This window comes from Streptococcus gwangjuensis, assembly GCF_028156745.1.
GTDB classification, from domain to species: Bacteria; Bacillota; Bacilli; order Lactobacillales; family Streptococcaceae; genus Streptococcus; species Streptococcus gwangjuense_A.
Genome location: NZ_JAODJG010000026.1, coordinates 61786 through 77268 on the forward strand (window position 1 = coordinate 61786; position 15483 = coordinate 77268).

At 39.5% G+C, this 15483-nt stretch carries 19 protein-coding genes; 17 read left to right on the top strand and 2 right to left on the bottom strand.

What is annotated here, in order from left to right; all coding sequences use genetic code 11:
• The first annotated feature begins 4 nt into the window (after positions 1-4).
• The 7 genes from N5909_RS01945 to N5909_RS01975 all read left to right on the top strand — a co-directional run bounded on the left by N5909_RS01945 (position 5) and on the right by N5909_RS01975 (position 6482).
• Entirely contained in the window at positions 5-1255 is a 1251-nt protein-coding gene (locus N5909_RS01945) for a diaminopimelate decarboxylase (RefSeq protein ID WP_271630705.1), read from the top strand.
• 125 nt (positions 1256-1380) lie between these two features.
• Positions 1381-2175 (top strand): pyruvate formate-lyase-activating protein, encoded by a 795-nt coding sequence (gene pflA / locus N5909_RS01950; protein ID WP_001288286.1) that lies wholly within the window; start codon positions 1381-1383, stop codon positions 2173-2175.
• 282 nt (positions 2176-2457) lie between these two features.
• Positions 2458-3168, top strand: a complete 711-nt coding sequence (locus N5909_RS01955) for an ABC transporter ATP-binding protein (RefSeq protein WP_033681244.1) — start codon at positions 2458-2460, stop codon at positions 3166-3168.
• Between the two features lies 1 nt (position 3169).
• Positions 3170-3955 (top strand): ABC transporter permease, encoded by a 786-nt coding sequence (locus N5909_RS01960; protein ID WP_033681246.1) that lies wholly within the window; start codon positions 3170-3172, stop codon positions 3953-3955.
• 1 nt (position 3956) lies between these two features.
• The gene (locus tag N5909_RS01965) at positions 3957-4676 is read left to right on the top strand and encodes an ABC transporter permease (RefSeq protein WP_033681247.1); all 720 of its coding nucleotides are present in this window, start codon (positions 3957-3959) and stop codon (positions 4674-4676) included.
• Positions 4677-4737: 61 nt separating this feature from the next.
• Complete coding sequence (locus N5909_RS01970) at positions 4738-5424, top strand: response regulator transcription factor (RefSeq protein WP_000323581.1); 687 nt, start codon at positions 4738-4740, stop codon at positions 5422-5424.
• Positions 5394-6482 (top strand): sensor histidine kinase, encoded by a 1089-nt coding sequence (locus N5909_RS01975; RefSeq protein WP_271630706.1) that lies wholly within the window; start codon positions 5394-5396, stop codon positions 6480-6482. The genes N5909_RS01970 and N5909_RS01975 overlap by 31 nt, the downstream gene beginning before the upstream one ends.
• Before the next feature lie 176 nt (positions 6483-6658).
• Here N5909_RS01975 and yidC read toward each other — a convergent pair whose 3' ends face one another.
• Both yidC and N5909_RS01985 read right to left on the bottom strand, forming a co-directional pair.
• Positions 6659-7585, bottom strand: a complete 927-nt coding sequence (gene yidC / locus N5909_RS01980; protein WP_020901995.1) for a membrane protein insertase YidC — start codon at positions 7583-7585, stop codon at positions 6659-6661.
• Between the two features lie 77 nt (positions 7586-7662).
• Positions 7663-7941, bottom strand: coding sequence for an acylphosphatase (locus N5909_RS01985; protein WP_033681252.1), 279 nt, complete (start codon positions 7939-7941; stop codon positions 7663-7665).
• A 33-nt stretch (positions 7942-7974) separates the two neighbouring features.
• Here N5909_RS01985 and N5909_RS01990 point away from each other — a divergent pair, with 33 nt between their 5' ends.
• The 10 genes from N5909_RS01990 to endA all read left to right on the top strand — a co-directional run bounded on the left by N5909_RS01990 (position 7975) and on the right by endA (position 15297).
• Positions 7975-8715, top strand: coding sequence for a TrmH family RNA methyltransferase (locus N5909_RS01990; RefSeq protein WP_120719145.1), 741 nt, complete (start codon positions 7975-7977; stop codon positions 8713-8715).
• 54 nt (positions 8716-8769) lie between these two features.
• Positions 8770-9453, top strand: a complete 684-nt coding sequence (locus tag N5909_RS01995) for a Bax inhibitor-1/YccA family protein (RefSeq protein WP_033681253.1) — start codon at positions 8770-8772, stop codon at positions 9451-9453.
• Positions 9454-9562: 109 nt separating this feature from the next.
• Positions 9563-10555, top strand: a complete 993-nt coding sequence (gene asnA / locus N5909_RS02000) for an aspartate--ammonia ligase (protein ID WP_033681255.1) — start codon at positions 9563-9565, stop codon at positions 10553-10555.
• A gap of 64 nt (positions 10556-10619) precedes the next feature.
• Positions 10620-11159, top strand: coding sequence for a 16S rRNA (guanine(966)-N(2))-methyltransferase RsmD (gene rsmD / locus N5909_RS02005; RefSeq protein ID WP_020902000.1), 540 nt, complete (start codon positions 10620-10622; stop codon positions 11157-11159).
• Positions 11149-11637 carry a pantetheine-phosphate adenylyltransferase gene (gene coaD / locus N5909_RS02010; protein ID WP_004255857.1) on the top strand — a complete coding sequence of 163 codons (489 nt, stop codon included), beginning with the start codon at positions 11149-11151 and terminating at the stop codon, positions 11635-11637. The genes rsmD and coaD overlap by 11 nt, the downstream gene beginning before the upstream one ends.
• Positions 11621-12658 carry a SepM family pheromone-processing serine protease gene (locus N5909_RS02015; RefSeq protein WP_271630707.1) on the top strand — a complete coding sequence of 346 codons (1038 nt, stop codon included), beginning with the start codon at positions 11621-11623 and terminating at the stop codon, positions 12656-12658. The genes coaD and N5909_RS02015 overlap by 17 nt, the downstream gene beginning before the upstream one ends.
• A gap of 57 nt (positions 12659-12715) precedes the next feature.
• Positions 12716-12946 (top strand): DUF1146 family protein, encoded by a 231-nt coding sequence (locus N5909_RS02020; RefSeq protein ID WP_261083255.1) that lies wholly within the window; start codon positions 12716-12718, stop codon positions 12944-12946.
• Between the two features lie 23 nt (positions 12947-12969).
• Positions 12970-14253, top strand: coding sequence for a UDP-N-acetylglucosamine 1-carboxyvinyltransferase (gene murA / locus N5909_RS02025; RefSeq protein ID WP_261266519.1), 1284 nt, complete (start codon positions 12970-12972; stop codon positions 14251-14253).
• Positions 14246-14434: a DNA-directed RNA polymerase subunit beta gene (locus tag N5909_RS02030; protein WP_033681371.1), complete on the top strand. Its 189-nt coding sequence runs from the start codon at positions 14246-14248 to the stop codon at positions 14432-14434. Before murA ends, N5909_RS02030 begins: the two co-directional genes overlap by 8 nt.
• A 38-nt stretch (positions 14435-14472) precedes the next feature.
• The gene (gene endA / locus N5909_RS02035; RefSeq protein ID WP_033681260.1) at positions 14473-15297 is read left to right on the top strand and encodes a DNA-entry nuclease EndA; all 825 of its coding nucleotides are present in this window, start codon (positions 14473-14475) and stop codon (positions 15295-15297) included.
• The last annotated feature ends 186 nt before the right edge of the window (positions 15298-15483 follow it).

Sequence of the window (15483 nt, forward strand, 5' to 3'; positions counted from 1 at the left end):
ACTTATGAAAACACCATTTATCAATAAAGAAGACTTAGAAAAGATTGTTGACGAGTTCCCGACTCCCTTTCACTTGTATGATGAGAAGGGGATTCGTGAGAAGGCAAGAGCTGTTAACCAAGCCTTTTCGTGGAACAAGGGCTTTAAGGAATATTTTGCAGTTAAGGCTACTCCAACCCCAGCTATTTTGAAAATCCTTCAAGAGGAAGGCTGTGGTGTGGACTGCTCTAGTTATGTAGAACTTTTGATGAGTCATAAACTGAATTTCCCCGGTTCTGAGATTATGTTTTCTTCAAACAACACGCCAGATAAGGAATACGCCTATGCGCGTGAATTGGGTGCGACTATTAACTTGGATGCCTTTGAAGATATTGAACATCTGGAGCGTGCAGCAGGCATTCCAGAAATTATTTCTTGTCGTTACAATCCTGGAGGCGTTTTTGAACTGGGGACAGACATTATGGACAATCCTGGAGAAGCCAAGTTTGGTATGACCAAGGACCAGCTCTTTGAAGCTTTTGCCATCTTGAAGGAAAAAGGAGCCAAGACTTTTGGAATTCACTCCTTCCTAGCGTCCAATACCGTGACCCATCTCTATTATCCAGAGTTGGCTCGTCAGCTTTTTGAATTGGCTGTTGAAATCAAGGAAAAGTTGGGCATTTCGCTAGACTTTATCAATCTTTCTGGCGGTATTGGTGTCAACTATCGTCCAGACCAGGAGCCAAATGATATCGCCTTGATTGGTGAGGGAGTTCGTAAGGTGTATGAAGAGGTTCTTACGCCAGCAGGTCTTGGTCAGGTTAAGATTTTCACCGAATTGGGTCGTTTTATGTTGGCACCTCACGGTGCTTTGGTCACAAGAGTCACTCATAAGAAGAAAACTTACCGTACCTATCTAGGTGTGGATGCATCAGCAGTCAACCTTATGCGTCCAGCCATGTATGGAGCCTATCACCATATTACTAACGTGACCCATCCAGAAGGACCAGCTGAAGTAGTAGATGTGGTTGGTTCACTCTGTGAAAACAATGATAAATTTGCAGTGAATCGCGAACTGCCTCATACAGAAATCGGTGATTTGCTGGTAATTCATGATACAGGTGCCCACGGATTTTCAATGGGCTACCAGTACAATGCCAAACTTCGTTCTGCGGAAATCCTCTATACCGAAGAAGGCAAAGCCCGTCAAATCCGCCGTGCAGAGCGCCCTGAGGACTATTTTGCAACCTTGTATGGTTTTGATTTTGAAGAATAAAATGATAATTAATTGAAAATGAAATTGAAAAACAGATTGCTTTCTAAAAAATAGGCAAAAATCTTGTTTTTCTTTCAAGTCATGATATAATAAAACTATAAAACGTTTTCAAGGAAGGTAACGATATGTCTGAAGAAACAATTGATTATGGACAAGTGACAGGAATGGTGCATTCGACAGAAAGCTTTGGGTCAGTAGATGGGCCTGGTATTCGCTTTATTGTCTTTTTGCAGGGCTGTCACATGCGTTGCCAGTATTGCCACAACCCTGACACTTGGGCTATGGAGTCCAATAAGTCACGTGAACGGACGGTAGATGATGTCTTGACTGAAGCCTTGCGTTACCGCGGTTTCTGGGGGAATAAGGGTGGGATTACAGTCAGTGGAGGAGAAGCCCTCTTGCAGATTGATTTCTTGATTGCCCTCTTTACCAAGGCCAAAGAACACGGAATCCACTGTACCTTGGATACCTGTGCACTGCCTTTCCGTAATAAACCACGTTACCTTGAGAAGTTTGACAAACTCATGGCTGTTACTGACTTAGTTCTCTTGGATATCAAGGAAATCAACGAAGAACAGCACAAGATTGTCACTAGCCAAACCAATAAAAATATCTTGGCTTGTGCCCAGTATCTATCAGATATTGGAAAACCTGTCTGGATTCGCCACGTGCTAGTTCCAGGTTTGACAGATAGAGATGATGACTTGATTGAACTTGGTAAGTTCGTCAAGACCCTTAAAAATGTGGATAAGTTTGAAATTCTGCCTTATCATACTATGGGAGAATTCAAGTGGCGTGAACTGGGAATTCCATATTCACTCGAAGGGGTCAAACCTCCAACAGCAGACCGCGTCAAGAACGCTAAAAAACTCATGGATACCGAAAGTTATCAAGACTATATGAAACGTGTACATGGATAAAAAAGAAGCCTGATGGAAACATCGGGCTTTTAAGTTTACACAAATATATATAATTAAATAAAACAAAATTTTATACTCTTCGAAAATCTCTTCAAACTACGTCAGCTTCCATCTGCAACCTCAAAACAGTGTTTTGAGCAGCTTGCGGCTAGCTTCCTAGTTTGTTCTTTGATTTTCATTGAGTATTAAATCTTTTGACTCTTGAAATTCTGAAAAAAATCCGAAAAAGAATCTGTAAGATATAGTTACTTGTAGAAATATTAAATAGAATAGGGGAACATCATGGAACAAAGTATTACCATTAAAAATTTATGTAAGTCGTATGGCCAAGCTCAAATTTTAAAAGATATTTCTTTTGAAGCAAAAGCAGGTAGAGTGACTGCTTTCCTAGGTCCAAATGGAGCTGGAAAAAGTTCAACCTTACGTATTTTATTAGGATTAGACAAAGCAACATCTGGTCTTACCAAAATTGGAGATCAAACTTATAAGGAATTAAAATTTCCTCTAAAGACTGTAGGAGCTTCATTTGACAGTGTAGGAGCTCCTGATGATCGGACTGTTTATCAACATTTGAAAATAGTTGCTGCTAGTAATGGGATATCTAGTCAGCGAATTGAACAAGTCTTGGATATGGTGGATATTAGCCATAAGAAAAAATCTAAAATTGGGAAATTATCATTAGGAGAAGGACAACGATTAGGAATTGCAACAGCTCTATTAGGAAATCCTCAATATCTGATATTGGATGAACCGACTAATGGGTTGGATCCAAGAGGAATTAGGTGGTTTAGAGAGTTTATAAAAAAACAAGCTCAAGAAGGAAAGACAGTCTTGCTATCATCTCATATATTATCGGAAGTGGAAGCAGTAACAGATGATGTAGTTATCATAAATAAAGGAAAAGTTCTTATAAAAGGCACTTTACAAGAAGTGATGAAAAATCTTTCTTCACTAGAAGAAGTCTTCTTTAGTTTAACAGAGGGAGGAAAGTGACATGGCACTTATATACTCTCTTCATTCTGAAATATTGAAATTGCTTTATAGGAGAGCTACTCATGTTGTATTATTCTTGATACTGGTATTTCAAACGTTTTTAGCAAATATTGGTGCTTCTCAAATTGTTTCAGTTGGTATCCATGCTACACCAGAGACAAATCCAGAATTAGCAGAAGCTATACCTCCTATTGAATTTTTAGGTTTTGATGTCACTTTATTTGGTGTTTTTATTATGATTATCCTAGGCTCAATTTACGGAGCCGAGGAGTATAAATGCTCTGCTATTCGTACAAGCCTCCTCTCTATTACAAATCGAAGTATTTTCCTAGTTTCAAAAACATTAGTTTGGCTTGTATTTTCTTTTTTCATTTCCTTTCTATCAATATTCCTTACGATTAACATGACACATTATGTTTTAGGACAAGATGGATTATTGCTTTTTTCACTAAATGGGAGAGTTTGGTTCTATATATTTTTAGCCAGTATAGCTTGGACTTTGTTGGGACTGCAAGCCTATATTATGGCTTTGACATTTAAAATAGCCATTGTTCCTCTATTATTTTTGCTTCCTCAAGTTTACAATTTGGGAACATTCTTAGCAAACTATATATCGACTGCAAAATTTCTTCCAGTTATATTGGGGCAAGGATTGATTGCTACATCTCCTCAAATTTTAGGACATAATAGTTTACAAAATATTTTACTTTTACTTTGTTGGAACTTCTCATTCTTGGCTTTAGCAATTTACCGCTTACTTAAGTCAGATATCGGAGGAGGTGAATAAGTTGAAAGAACAACTTAAAAGTGAGTATCTCAAGTTTATTATGAATCCTTGGTACTGGTTGATTATAGGTGCTCTATTACTGTGTGTTCCAGCGTTAGTTATTTTTTTAAATAATAAGCCAGACCAGTTGACTCTACAGTTTGTTTTGGAACAGCTACTGCAAAGTCTCTATTTAGGACAGGCAGGTTTCGTTAGTCTAGCGGTTCTATTTATAGGTCAAGAATTTACAGGTTCTAGCCTTCGTACCAGTTTTCTTACATGTCCAAATCGTTTGAAATTTATAATCTGTAAACTAGCTATTGTATTATGTGTGGAAATTGTATTATTGGTCGCTGTAATATCATTATGTATACTAATCGCCCAAGGATACTACAATATCAATCTTTTGAGTAATATTAAACATGTTCTGACAATCCTATTTCCAGCATGTATTTCTATTCTAACCTTCTCTCTTTTAAGTGGTATTTTTGTATTTATTTCCCAGTCTTTTATCTTAATTTTGGGAATCAGTTTATCCCTTTTATTGGGGTTGGGACAAATGTTACTACAATTCAGTTCTTTTTTTAGAAATTTACCATTACTAGCTAGTATGAATTGTTTTTATACCCATCCCTTGTCGCTTTATTATCCAGTGTGGCAAGGCTTAGGGATACAAATAGTTTGGTTATTAATTGTTTTTCTATTTGCTACATTGATACTTATAGGAAGAAATGTACGCTAAAGACAGGGGATGTCCTGTCTTTTTCTTGGTTAGTGCTATAATATAGTTAGGAGGGTGAGTTATGGCTTATAAAATTTTGGTGGTAGATGATGATCTCGCTATTCTTCGCCTAATAAAAAAAGTACTAGAATATGAAAAATATGAAGTAGTCATACGAAATAAGATAGAAGAGATTGATCTTTGTGATTTTACAGGCTTTGACTTGATTCTATTAGATATTATGATGCCTGTTAGTGGTTTAGAGATCTGTCAGATGATTCGCGAACAGATAACTGTTCCTATCTGTTTTATAACTGCTAAGGATATGGATGAAGATTTAGTAGCTGGAATTAATGCAGGTGCTGATGATTATATTATGAAGCCCTTTAGTATGCAAGAATTGTTAGCACGTGTTAAAATGCACTTACGTCGTGAAGAACGGATTAAAGGAAATGTTCATCAAATAAAGATTGGGAAGCTTATACTATATACGGATAGTAAGGAACTATTTGTAAACGATGATAAGATTGCTCTGACAAGGAGGGAATTTGACATAGTGAATCTTTTGGCAAGCAACCCAAGTAAAATATATTCTATTGAGGAAATTTATAATTATCTATATCCACAAAGTTCAGAAGCGCTCTTACGTTCGGTTTCAGAGTACATTTATCAAATTCGTCAAAAGCTGAAACCTTATCAATTAAATCCAATTAAAACCTTATACGGTGGAGGATATCAATGGGTAGAATCAAAAGTTTTAGACAATTAATTCGAGAAACCTGTTGGAGAATTATTTGGCAGTTTAGTCTTGGATTACTAATGGCCTATCTTATTCCCTTAGCTTCAGTATCTATACAAATAAACGAAGATGGGAAACCTTTAAACAATAGTGGTGTTCTATCAATTTTTTTCAATGTGTCATCATGGATATATATTTGTGTTTTATTGATTATTCTAATAAGTTATCACATTGGAAAATTGTTGAAAAAACTGAGTTATGAAATGACTTTGATTTATGAAAATAGTATGTGGTTGAAGAAGGAATGTACAGAAAGTTTAACGGTTAAAGAATTTCGCGAGACAGGAAATCGGATTATTGTGATGCAAGATAGAATTCGACAATTAATAGTTAATGAGAAACAGCAGAAGGAAGATTTGATGTTTCAGGTTTCAGCAGCTTCTCATGATTTAAAAACTCCCTTAACCATTATTAGGGGAAATGTGGAATTTTTGCAGACGATAACTGAAAACGACCAATCTCAAGAATGCTTAGCAGATATAGAAAGAGCTAGTCAACAGTTACTAGATTATTTCAATCAATTGATTCACTATTCTAAAACCTATTATGATGATGAGACAGGTTGGACGGAGTATTCCTCTTCAGATTTTATCAATGAATTAGAGAAAGAAGTCTCTTTTTTGATAAAAAATCAGATGAAGTTTTCTTTTGAACAAAATGTGAAAGGAACTGAAAACTATTATATAAATCAATCTCTTCTGATTCGTGCCATACAAAATATTTTAACAAATGCTTTGGAATACGCTGATAAACAGAATCCTAAAATTAAAATTAGAGTAGAGCAAGAGGGGAAGGAATTGAAAATAGGTATATGGAATAATGGTTCGGAATTTCCAGAGGAAGTTTTAACTAATTTTGGAAAGCTCTTTTATCGTATGGATAAAGCTAGATCGGTTAAAGAGCAACATTATGGTATTGGACTAAGTTTTGTATGTAGAGTTGCAAAACTACACAAAGGCCGAGTTGAGCTTAGAAATAGAGACGAGGGAGCAGAAGTTTTAATAACTGTGAATTGTATTAAATCATAGTGATTTACTTGTTAATTTATGATTGAATAGTTTTTATATGTGAGCTTTTAAACTATTTAACTTTTTCGACTAGTATAAGATGTAACGGTAGATAATAAAAACGAATGATGATATCTAGTTGATGAAAACTATTTATCATTCATTCGTTTTTTAATTATTGGATAATTTACGTAGCTTTATCTCGAACGTTGTTTTCCAGCGTTGCGATTTTTATGTTTTTTCTTGCTTGTGATAGCAGTTGGTTGTCCAGGGGTAACGTCTTTTCGTCCACTTGGTGTAGAGAAAGTACTTGCTTTTGGTGGGTTCTTTGCCAGTTCTTCACGGACTTTTTTGCGAAGTTTTGGACGAACGATATAGTTGACGATAAACTGTTGGAGAATCATCATGAAACCACCGACAACCCAGTAAAGTGTGACACTGGCTGGTGAAATGAGGGAGAAGACAACAATCGTGATTGGGCTCACGTAAGCCATTTTCTTGATTTGTTCTCTTTGCGTTTCGTCTTCTACTCCGTGAAGTGAAAGGAGCGATTGAAGATAGTAAAGGACACCTGCGCAGGCAACCAAAATCATACTTGGAGAACCTAGAGGAATGCCTAGGTAGCTTGCTTGAGCAACCCCTTCAGTATGTTGGGCAGCAAAGTAGATAGCTGAGAAGAAAGGCATTTGAAGGAGGATAGGGAAACATCCTACACCACCAAACATGCTGATGCCGTGTTCTTTTTGAGCGGCAAAGAGAGCTTGTTGGGCTTCGAGTTTTTCTTCTTGAGTAGTCGCTTCCTTGAGACGTGTTTGGTGTGGCTCAAGGACGTGCTTGAGGGCGTTCATCTTTTCAGAGTGAAGCGTTGCCTTCCATGATTGGTAGATACCAAGTGGCAAGATAATCAAGCGCACGATAATGGTTACGATGATGATAGCGACACCAAAGCCTAGACCTTGATCAGTAGCGAAGTACTTGATAGCTTCAGCCATAGGCGCTCCAATCGTATTCCAAATAAATCCTATTGGCTTTCCTGTGGCTTTATCGACTCTAACACAGCCAGTCAAGACTAGCAACATAGCCACTCCCATAGCTGAGAGTGCAAAACGTTTAATAGATTTCACTGTTTTTATTCCTTCTTTAAAAATTATACCTTTCTATTCTACTGTTTTTTTACAAAATATACAATAGTTCTAGAGACCTAATTTGCGATTTTAAAGTCAGGGTAAGGAGGAAAGTTACTTAGTTTGACATCTAAGTAGCTGACTTTTGAAAAAGGTGTGGGTCCTTTTCGGATTTCTTGGATAAATTTTGCCATGATAGTAGATGAGTCTGCTTGGGCTAAAATTTCCACTGTGCCGTCGTCATTATTCCAGACTCGACCTGTGATGCCACCAATTTCAAGTGCCAAGCTGTAAACACCCCAACGAAAGCCGACTCCCTGCACCCTACCTTGGGCGATCATTCTAACCTTTTGCATACCAAACCCCTTTGATTGTGTTATAATATTTCTATGACTATTATAACCTCAAAAGCCAATTCTGTGGTAAAAAATGCCAAGAAATTACACAAAAAAAAATACCGCAAGTCTGCCTATTTGATTGAAGGTTGGCACTTGTTTGAAGAAGCTGTTCAAGCTGGAGTGACGATTGAGAAAATCTTTGCCCTAGAAAATTACCGAGATCAGTTAGCCTCGTTTCCGCAAACTGTCTGGGTTTCAGAGGATATTTTACTAGATTTGGCGGATTCTCAGACTCCACAGGGAATTGTTGCCGTGGTTCAAAAAGAAGAAGTAGGACAAGCTGATTTGAGTCAGGGCAAGTTCTTGTTTTTGGAAGATGTGCAAGATCCTGGTAATGTGGGAACGATCATTCGGACTGCGGATGCAGCAGGTTTTACTGGAGTGATTGTTTCAGATAAGTCGGCAGATATCTACAGTCTCAAGACCTTGCGTTCCATGCAAGGCAGTCATTTCCATTTACCTATTTATCGGATGACTAGTCAAGCACTGCTTGAGGAAGCTAAAGAAGCAGGTATCCCAGTGTTGGCAACAACCTTATCTAAAGATTCTGTTGATTACAGAGAACTGTCCCCTATAGAAAATTTTGTACTAGTCATGGGAAATGAAGGGCAAGGGATTAGTCCTATCATGGCTGAAAGTGCCAATCAGCTGGTTCATATTGGTATGAAAGGTAGGGCGGAGAGTCTCAATGTGGCAGTTGCCGCAGGCATTTTGATGTTTTATTTCAGCTAATTTAAAAAAACTTTGTTATAATCAAGATATAGTTATAGAAAAAGGAGAATCAGAATGAATCAAACAATTATTCAAGAACGTTCAGGTCTCAATCAATTTTACGCTAAGGTTTATGCCTTTGTAGGGATTGGAATTGGACTATCAGCTCTGGTGTCAGCTTTGATGTTGACAGTCTTTCAGGCTCAATTGACTTACTTTTTAATGCAGGGACGTCTCTGGTTGATGGTTGCAACTTTTGCAGAACTTGCTCTGGTATTTGTTGCAAGTAGCATGGCTGCAAAAAATAGCCCAGCAGCTCTGCCAGTATTTCTAGTATACTCCCTACTGAATGGCTTCACCCTTAGCTTTGTCGTAGCCTTCTATACACCGGGAACAGTTTTGTCAGCCTTTGTATCCAGCGCTCTTCTCTTCTTTGTCATGGCGGCAATCGGGATTTTCACCAAGAAAGACTTGAGTGGGATCGGTCGAGCTATGATGGCAGCTTTAATTGGTTTGCTGATTGCCATGGTAGTCAATATTTTCTTGGCTAGCGGTTTCTTTGATTATATGATTAGTGTAGCCATGGTTTTGGTTTTCTCTGGTTTGATTGCTTGGGATAATCAAAAGATTCGCTATGTTTATGAGCAGTCACGAGGACAAGTAGCGACAGGTTGGATCATCTCAATGGCACTCAGTATCTATCTTGATTTTATCAATCTTTTCCTCAGTATTCTACGTATCTTTGGTCGCAATGACTAAAGGTCCATGAAATCAGTGTTCGAAGGAGCACTGATTTTTTTAAATTTTCTCTTTTCTTTTCTTGGAAATAGGTGTATAATGCTTTTAATTAATTTTTGAGGAGTAGCCTATGAAGAAAAGTTTTATCCATCAACAAGAAGAAATTTCCTTTGTCAAAAACACTTTTACCCAGTATTTGAAAGATAAGCTAGAAGTTGTCGAAGTTCAAGGTCCTATCTTGAGCAAGGTCGGTGACGGGATGCAGGATAACCTGTCTGGTGTGGAAAATCCAGTATCTGTCAAGGTTTTGCAGATTCCTGATGAAACCTATGAAGTGGTGCATTCACTTGCCAAATGGAAACGCCATACTTTGGCTCGTTTTGGTTTCGGTGAGGGTGAAGGTCTCTTCGTCCACATGAAGGCCCTTCGTCCAGACGAAGATTCGTTGGATGCGACCCACTCTGTTTATGTTGACCAGTGGGACTGGGAAAAAGTCATTCCAAATGGTAAACGTAACATCGCTTATCTAAAAGAAACAGTTGAAAAGATTTACAAGGCTATTCGATTGACTGAGCTAGCAGTAGAAGCTCGCTATGACATCGAGTCTGTCTTGCCAAAACAAATCACTTTCATCCATACAGAAGAGTTGGTAGAACGCTACCCAGACTTGACACCGAAAGAACGTGAAAATGCTATCTGTAAAGAATTTGGTGCTGTCTTCTTGATTGGTATCGGTGGTGAATTACCAGACGGTAAACCGCACGATGGACGTGCACCAGACTATGATGACTGGACAAGCGAATCTGAAAATGGCTACAAGGGTCTAAATGGTGATATTCTTGTCTGGAATGAATCTCTAGGTGGAGCCTTTGAGCTATCTTCTATGGGAATCCGTGTGGATGAAGAAACTCTTCGCCGTCAGGTTGCCATCACAGGTGATGAAGACCGCTTGGAATTGGAATGGCACAAGGCTTTGTTGAATGGCCTATTCCCATTGACAATCGGTGGGGGAATTGGACAATCTCGTATGGCCATGTTCCTACTTCGCAAGAAACACATCGGAGAAGTGCAAACAAGTGTTTGGCCTCAAGAAGTCCGCGATACTTACGAAAATATTTTGTAGAGAATCGAACCGCAAGGTTCGGTTTTCTTTCTCTTTTTGCCTATAATTTGGTATAATAAACGGTATGAAAATCGTATCAGGAATCTATGGGGGACGTCCCCTCAAGACACTAGAAGGCAAGACGACAAGACCTACTTCAGATAAGGTTAGGGGAGCTATTTTTAACATGATTGGTCCCTACTTTGAAGGTGGACGAGTCTTGGACCTTTATGCAGGTAGTGGTGGTTTATCTATCGAGGCAGTATCGCGTGGCATGTCCAGTGCTGTTTTGGTGGAGCGAGACCGTAAGGCTCAGGCCATCGTGGCTGAAAATATTCAGATGACCAAGGAAGTTGGAAAATTTCAATTCCTCAAGATGGATGCAGAGAGGGCATTGGAACAGGTATCTGGGGAATTTGACCTCATTTTCTTAGACCCTCCTTATGCCAAGGAACAAATCGTAGCAGATATTGAAAAAATGGATGAGAAAGAGCTTTTTTCTGAAGATGTCATGGTCGTGTGTGAGACGGATAAGGCCGTCGAACTTCCAGAAGAAATTGCCTGCCTGGGTATCTGGAAGGAAAAAATTTATGGAATTAGTAAGGTGACAGTTTATGTCAGATAAGATTGGCTTATTCACAGGCTCATTTGATCCGATGACAAATGGGCATCTGGATATGATTGAACGGGCGAGCAGACTCTTTGATAAGCTCTATGTCGGTATTTTTTTCAATCCCCATAAACAAGGATTTCTCCCTCTTGAAAATCGTAAACGGGGACTAGAAAAGGCTTTGGAACATTTGGGGAATGTTGAAGTCGTGTTTTCTCATGATGAATTGGTGGTTGATGTTGCAAAAAGACTGGGGGCTACTTTCCTAGTGCGAGGCTTGAGAAATGCGTCGGATTTGCAATATGAAGCCAGTTTTGATTACTACAACCATCAGCTGTCTCCTAATATAGAGACCATTTATTTACATAGTCGACCTGAACATCTCTATCTCAGTTCATCCGGTGTTAGAGAACTTTTGAAGTTTGGTCAGGATATTACCTGCTATGTTCCTGAGAGTATTTTGGAGGAAATAAAAAATGAAAAAAAAGATTAGATGGCCCTTATATGTCATTGCGGCCTTAATTGTGACTTTCTTGGCATTTGTAGTGCCCTTGCCCTACTATATAGAAGTTCCAGGTGGTTCGGAAGATATTCGCCAAGTCCTTAAAGTCAATGACACAGAAGATAAGGAAGCTGGTGCCTATCAATTCGTTACGGTTGGTGTCCAACATGCCACTTTAGCTCATATGATTTATGCATGGTTGACGCCTTTTACAGATATTCGTAGTGCCCAAGAGACTACAGGTGGCTCTTCCGATGTTGAATTTATGCGGATCAATCAATTCTACATGCAAACATCGCAAAACATGGCCAAGTATCAAGGGCTAAAAACAGCTGGTAAAGATATCGAACTCAAATATCTTGGGGTTTATGTTTTGACTGTGACGGATAATTCGACCTTTAAAGGGATTCTTAACATCTCTGATACGGTCACAGCAGTCAATGATCAGACCTTTGATAGTTCCAAAGATTTGATTGATTATGTCAATTCTCAAAAACTAGGGGACTCCGTCAAGGTCACCTATGAAGAGGATGGGCAAACCAAGTCTGCAGAAGGTAAGATTATCACCTTGGAAAATGGCAAAAATGGAATTGGAATCGGTTTGATTGACCGTACAGAAGTAACCAGTGATGTCCCAATTCGTTTTTCAACAGCTGGTATCGGTGGACCAAGTGCAGGTCTCATGTTTAGTCTCGCTATCTATACTCAAATAGCTGACCCAGGCCTTCGTAACGGCCGTATCGTTGCTGGTACAGGAACCATTGATCGCGATGGTAATGTGGGGGACATTGGAGGTATTGATAAGAAAGTTGTAGCTTCGGCTAGAGAAGGTGCCGCTATTTTCTTTGCACCTGATAATCCCGTTAGCGAAGAAGAACAAAAAGCGCATCCGGATGCGAAAAATAACTACCAAACAGCTCTGGAATCCGCTAAAACAATCAAGACAGATATGAAAATTGTGCCAGTTAAAACCCTACAAGATGCAATTGATTACTTGAAAAACAATCCCTAGTTTTTGAGTGAAGTTTCCAAACTAGCGCACAAACAGAGAAGATGGTATAATAGTCAAATGGTTCAATTATTATTCACTCTAAGCAGTCACATGCTCTTTATTTATGTGAGTTTTTACCTTTTAAAGGATCTTGTTAGATGGGAAAAGGTTTTAAAAGTGACAGCTGAGAATACAAGAAAAGTCCGTTTATTGATAGCTATTTTCAGCATTGTAATGGGCTATATCATGAGTTCTTTCTTTATCAGCCTATATCAGTTGTGGCAAGAAGCGCTTAGAGGATTATTATAAAATCAAGAGTAAAGGAAATAAGTATGGAAAAAATTGTGGTTCAAGGTGGCGATAATCGTCTGGTAGGAAGTGTTACGATTGAAGGAGCAAAGAATGCAGTCTTGCCCTTGTTGGCAGCGACTATTCTAGCAAGTGAAGGAAAGACCGTCTTGCAGAATGTTCCTATCTTGTCAGATGTTTTCACTATGAATCAGGTGGTTCGTGGTTTGAATGCCAAGGTGGACTTTAATGAAGAAGCTCATCTTGTTGAGGTGGACGCGACTGGCGATATCACTGAGGAAGCTCCTTACAAGTATGTCAGCAAGATGCGCGCATCTATTGTTGTCTTGGGACCGATTCTTGCTCGTGTAGGTCATGCTAAGGTATCTATGCCAGGCGGTTGTACGATTGGTAGCCGTCCTATTGACCTTCATTTGAAAGGTCTGGAAGCTATGGGGGCTAAGATTAGTCAGACTGCTGGTTATATCGAAGCAAAGGCAGACCGCTTGCAGGGTGCTCATATCTACATGGACTTCCCGAGTGTTGGCGCTACGCAGAACTTGATGATGGCAGCAACTCTAGCTGATGGGGTGACAGTGATTGAAAATGCTGCGCGTGAGCCTGAGATTGTTGACCTCGCCATTCTCCTCAATGAAATGGGAGCCAAGGTCAAAGGTGCTGGTACAGAGACTATTACCATTGCGGGTGTTGAGAAACTTCATGGTACAACTCACAATGTAGTCCAAGACCGTATCGAAGCAGGAACCTTTATGGTGGCTGCTGCTATGACTGGTGGTGATGTCTTGATTAAAGACGCTGTTTGGGAGCATAACCGTCCCTTGATTGCCAAATTGCTTGAAATGGGAGTGGAAGTGACAGAGGAGACTGAAGGAATTCGAGTTCGCTCTCAACTAGAAAATCTAAAAGCTGTTCATGTAAAAACCTTACCCCACCCAGGATTTCCCACAGATATGCAGGCTCAATTTACAGCCTTGATGACCGTCGCAAAAGGGGAATCAACCATGGTGGAGACAGTTTTTGAAAATCGTTTCCAACACCTAGAAGAAATGAGACGTATGGGATTGCATTCTGAGATTATCCGTGATACGGCTCGTATTGTTGGTGGACAACCTTTGCAGGGAGCAGAAGTTCTTTCAACTGACCTTCGTGCCAGCGCAGCCTTGATTTTGACAGGTTTGGTAGCACAAGGAGAAACTGTAGTTGGTAAATTGGTTCACTTGGATAGAGGTTACTACCGTTTCCATGAGAAGTTAGCGCAGCTAGGTGCTAAGATTCAGCGGATTGAGGCAAGTGATGAAGATGAATAAGAAATCAAGCTACGTAATCAAGCGTTTACTTTTAGTCATCATAGTACTGTTTTTAGGTGCTCTTGCCCTAGGAATCGGTCTAATGGTAGGCTATGGAATCTTGGGAAAGGGTCAAGATCCATGGGCCATCCTGTCTCCAGCAAAATGGCAGGAATTGATTCATAAATTTACAGGAAATTAGGCTGGAGAACCAGTCTTTTTCTAGAGATAAGGAGAAAAATGGATAAAAAAACAAGACAGACACTGATCGGACTGCTAGTGTTATTGCTTTTATCTGCGGGAAGCTATTATATCAAGCAGATGCAGTCGACACCTAATAGTCCTAAAACAAAGGTTAGTCAGAAAAAACAAGCGTCTGAAGCTCCTAGTCAAGAATTGGCAGAAAGTGTCTTAACAGACACAGTCAAAAGCCAAATAAAAGGGAGTCTTGAGTGGAATGGCTCAGGTGCTTTTATCGTCAATGGTAATAAAACAAACCTAGATGCCAAGGTTTCAAGTAAGCCCTACGCTGATAATAAAACAAAGACAGTGGGCAAGGAAACCGTACCAACTGTAGCAAATGCCCTCTTGTCTAAGGCTACTCGTCAGTACAAGAATCGGGAAGAAACTGGGAATGGATCGACTTCTTGGACTCCTCCAGGCTGGCATCAGGTCAAGAATCTAAAGGGATCTTATACGCATGCCGTCGATAGAGGTCACTTGTTGGGCTATGCCTTAATCGGTGGCTTGGATGGTTTTGATGCCTCAACAAGTAATCCTAAAAACATTGCTGTTCAGACAGCCTGGGCAAATCAGGCACAAGCCGAGGATTCGACTGGTCAAAACTATTATGAAAGCTTGGTGCGTAAAGCCTTAGACCAAAACAAGCGTGTCCGTTACCGCGTGACCCTTTATTACGCTTCAAATGAGGACTTAGTTCCTTCAGCTTCACAAATTGAAGCCAAGTCTTCAGACGGAGAATTGGAATTTAATGTTCTAGTCCCCAATGTTCAAAAGGGACTTCAACTGGATTACCGAACTGGAGAAGTGACGGTAACTCAGTAAAAGATAAGATAAACTCCTATGTCCCTTGTGGATGTAGGAGTTCTTTCTTACTAGTTTAAGCAGGGCTACAATAGACACTAATACTCAATGAAAATCAAAGTGCAAACTAGGAAGCTAGCCGTCAAAACACTATTTTGAGGTTGTAGATGGAACTGACGAAGTCAGCTCAAAACACTGTTTTGAGGT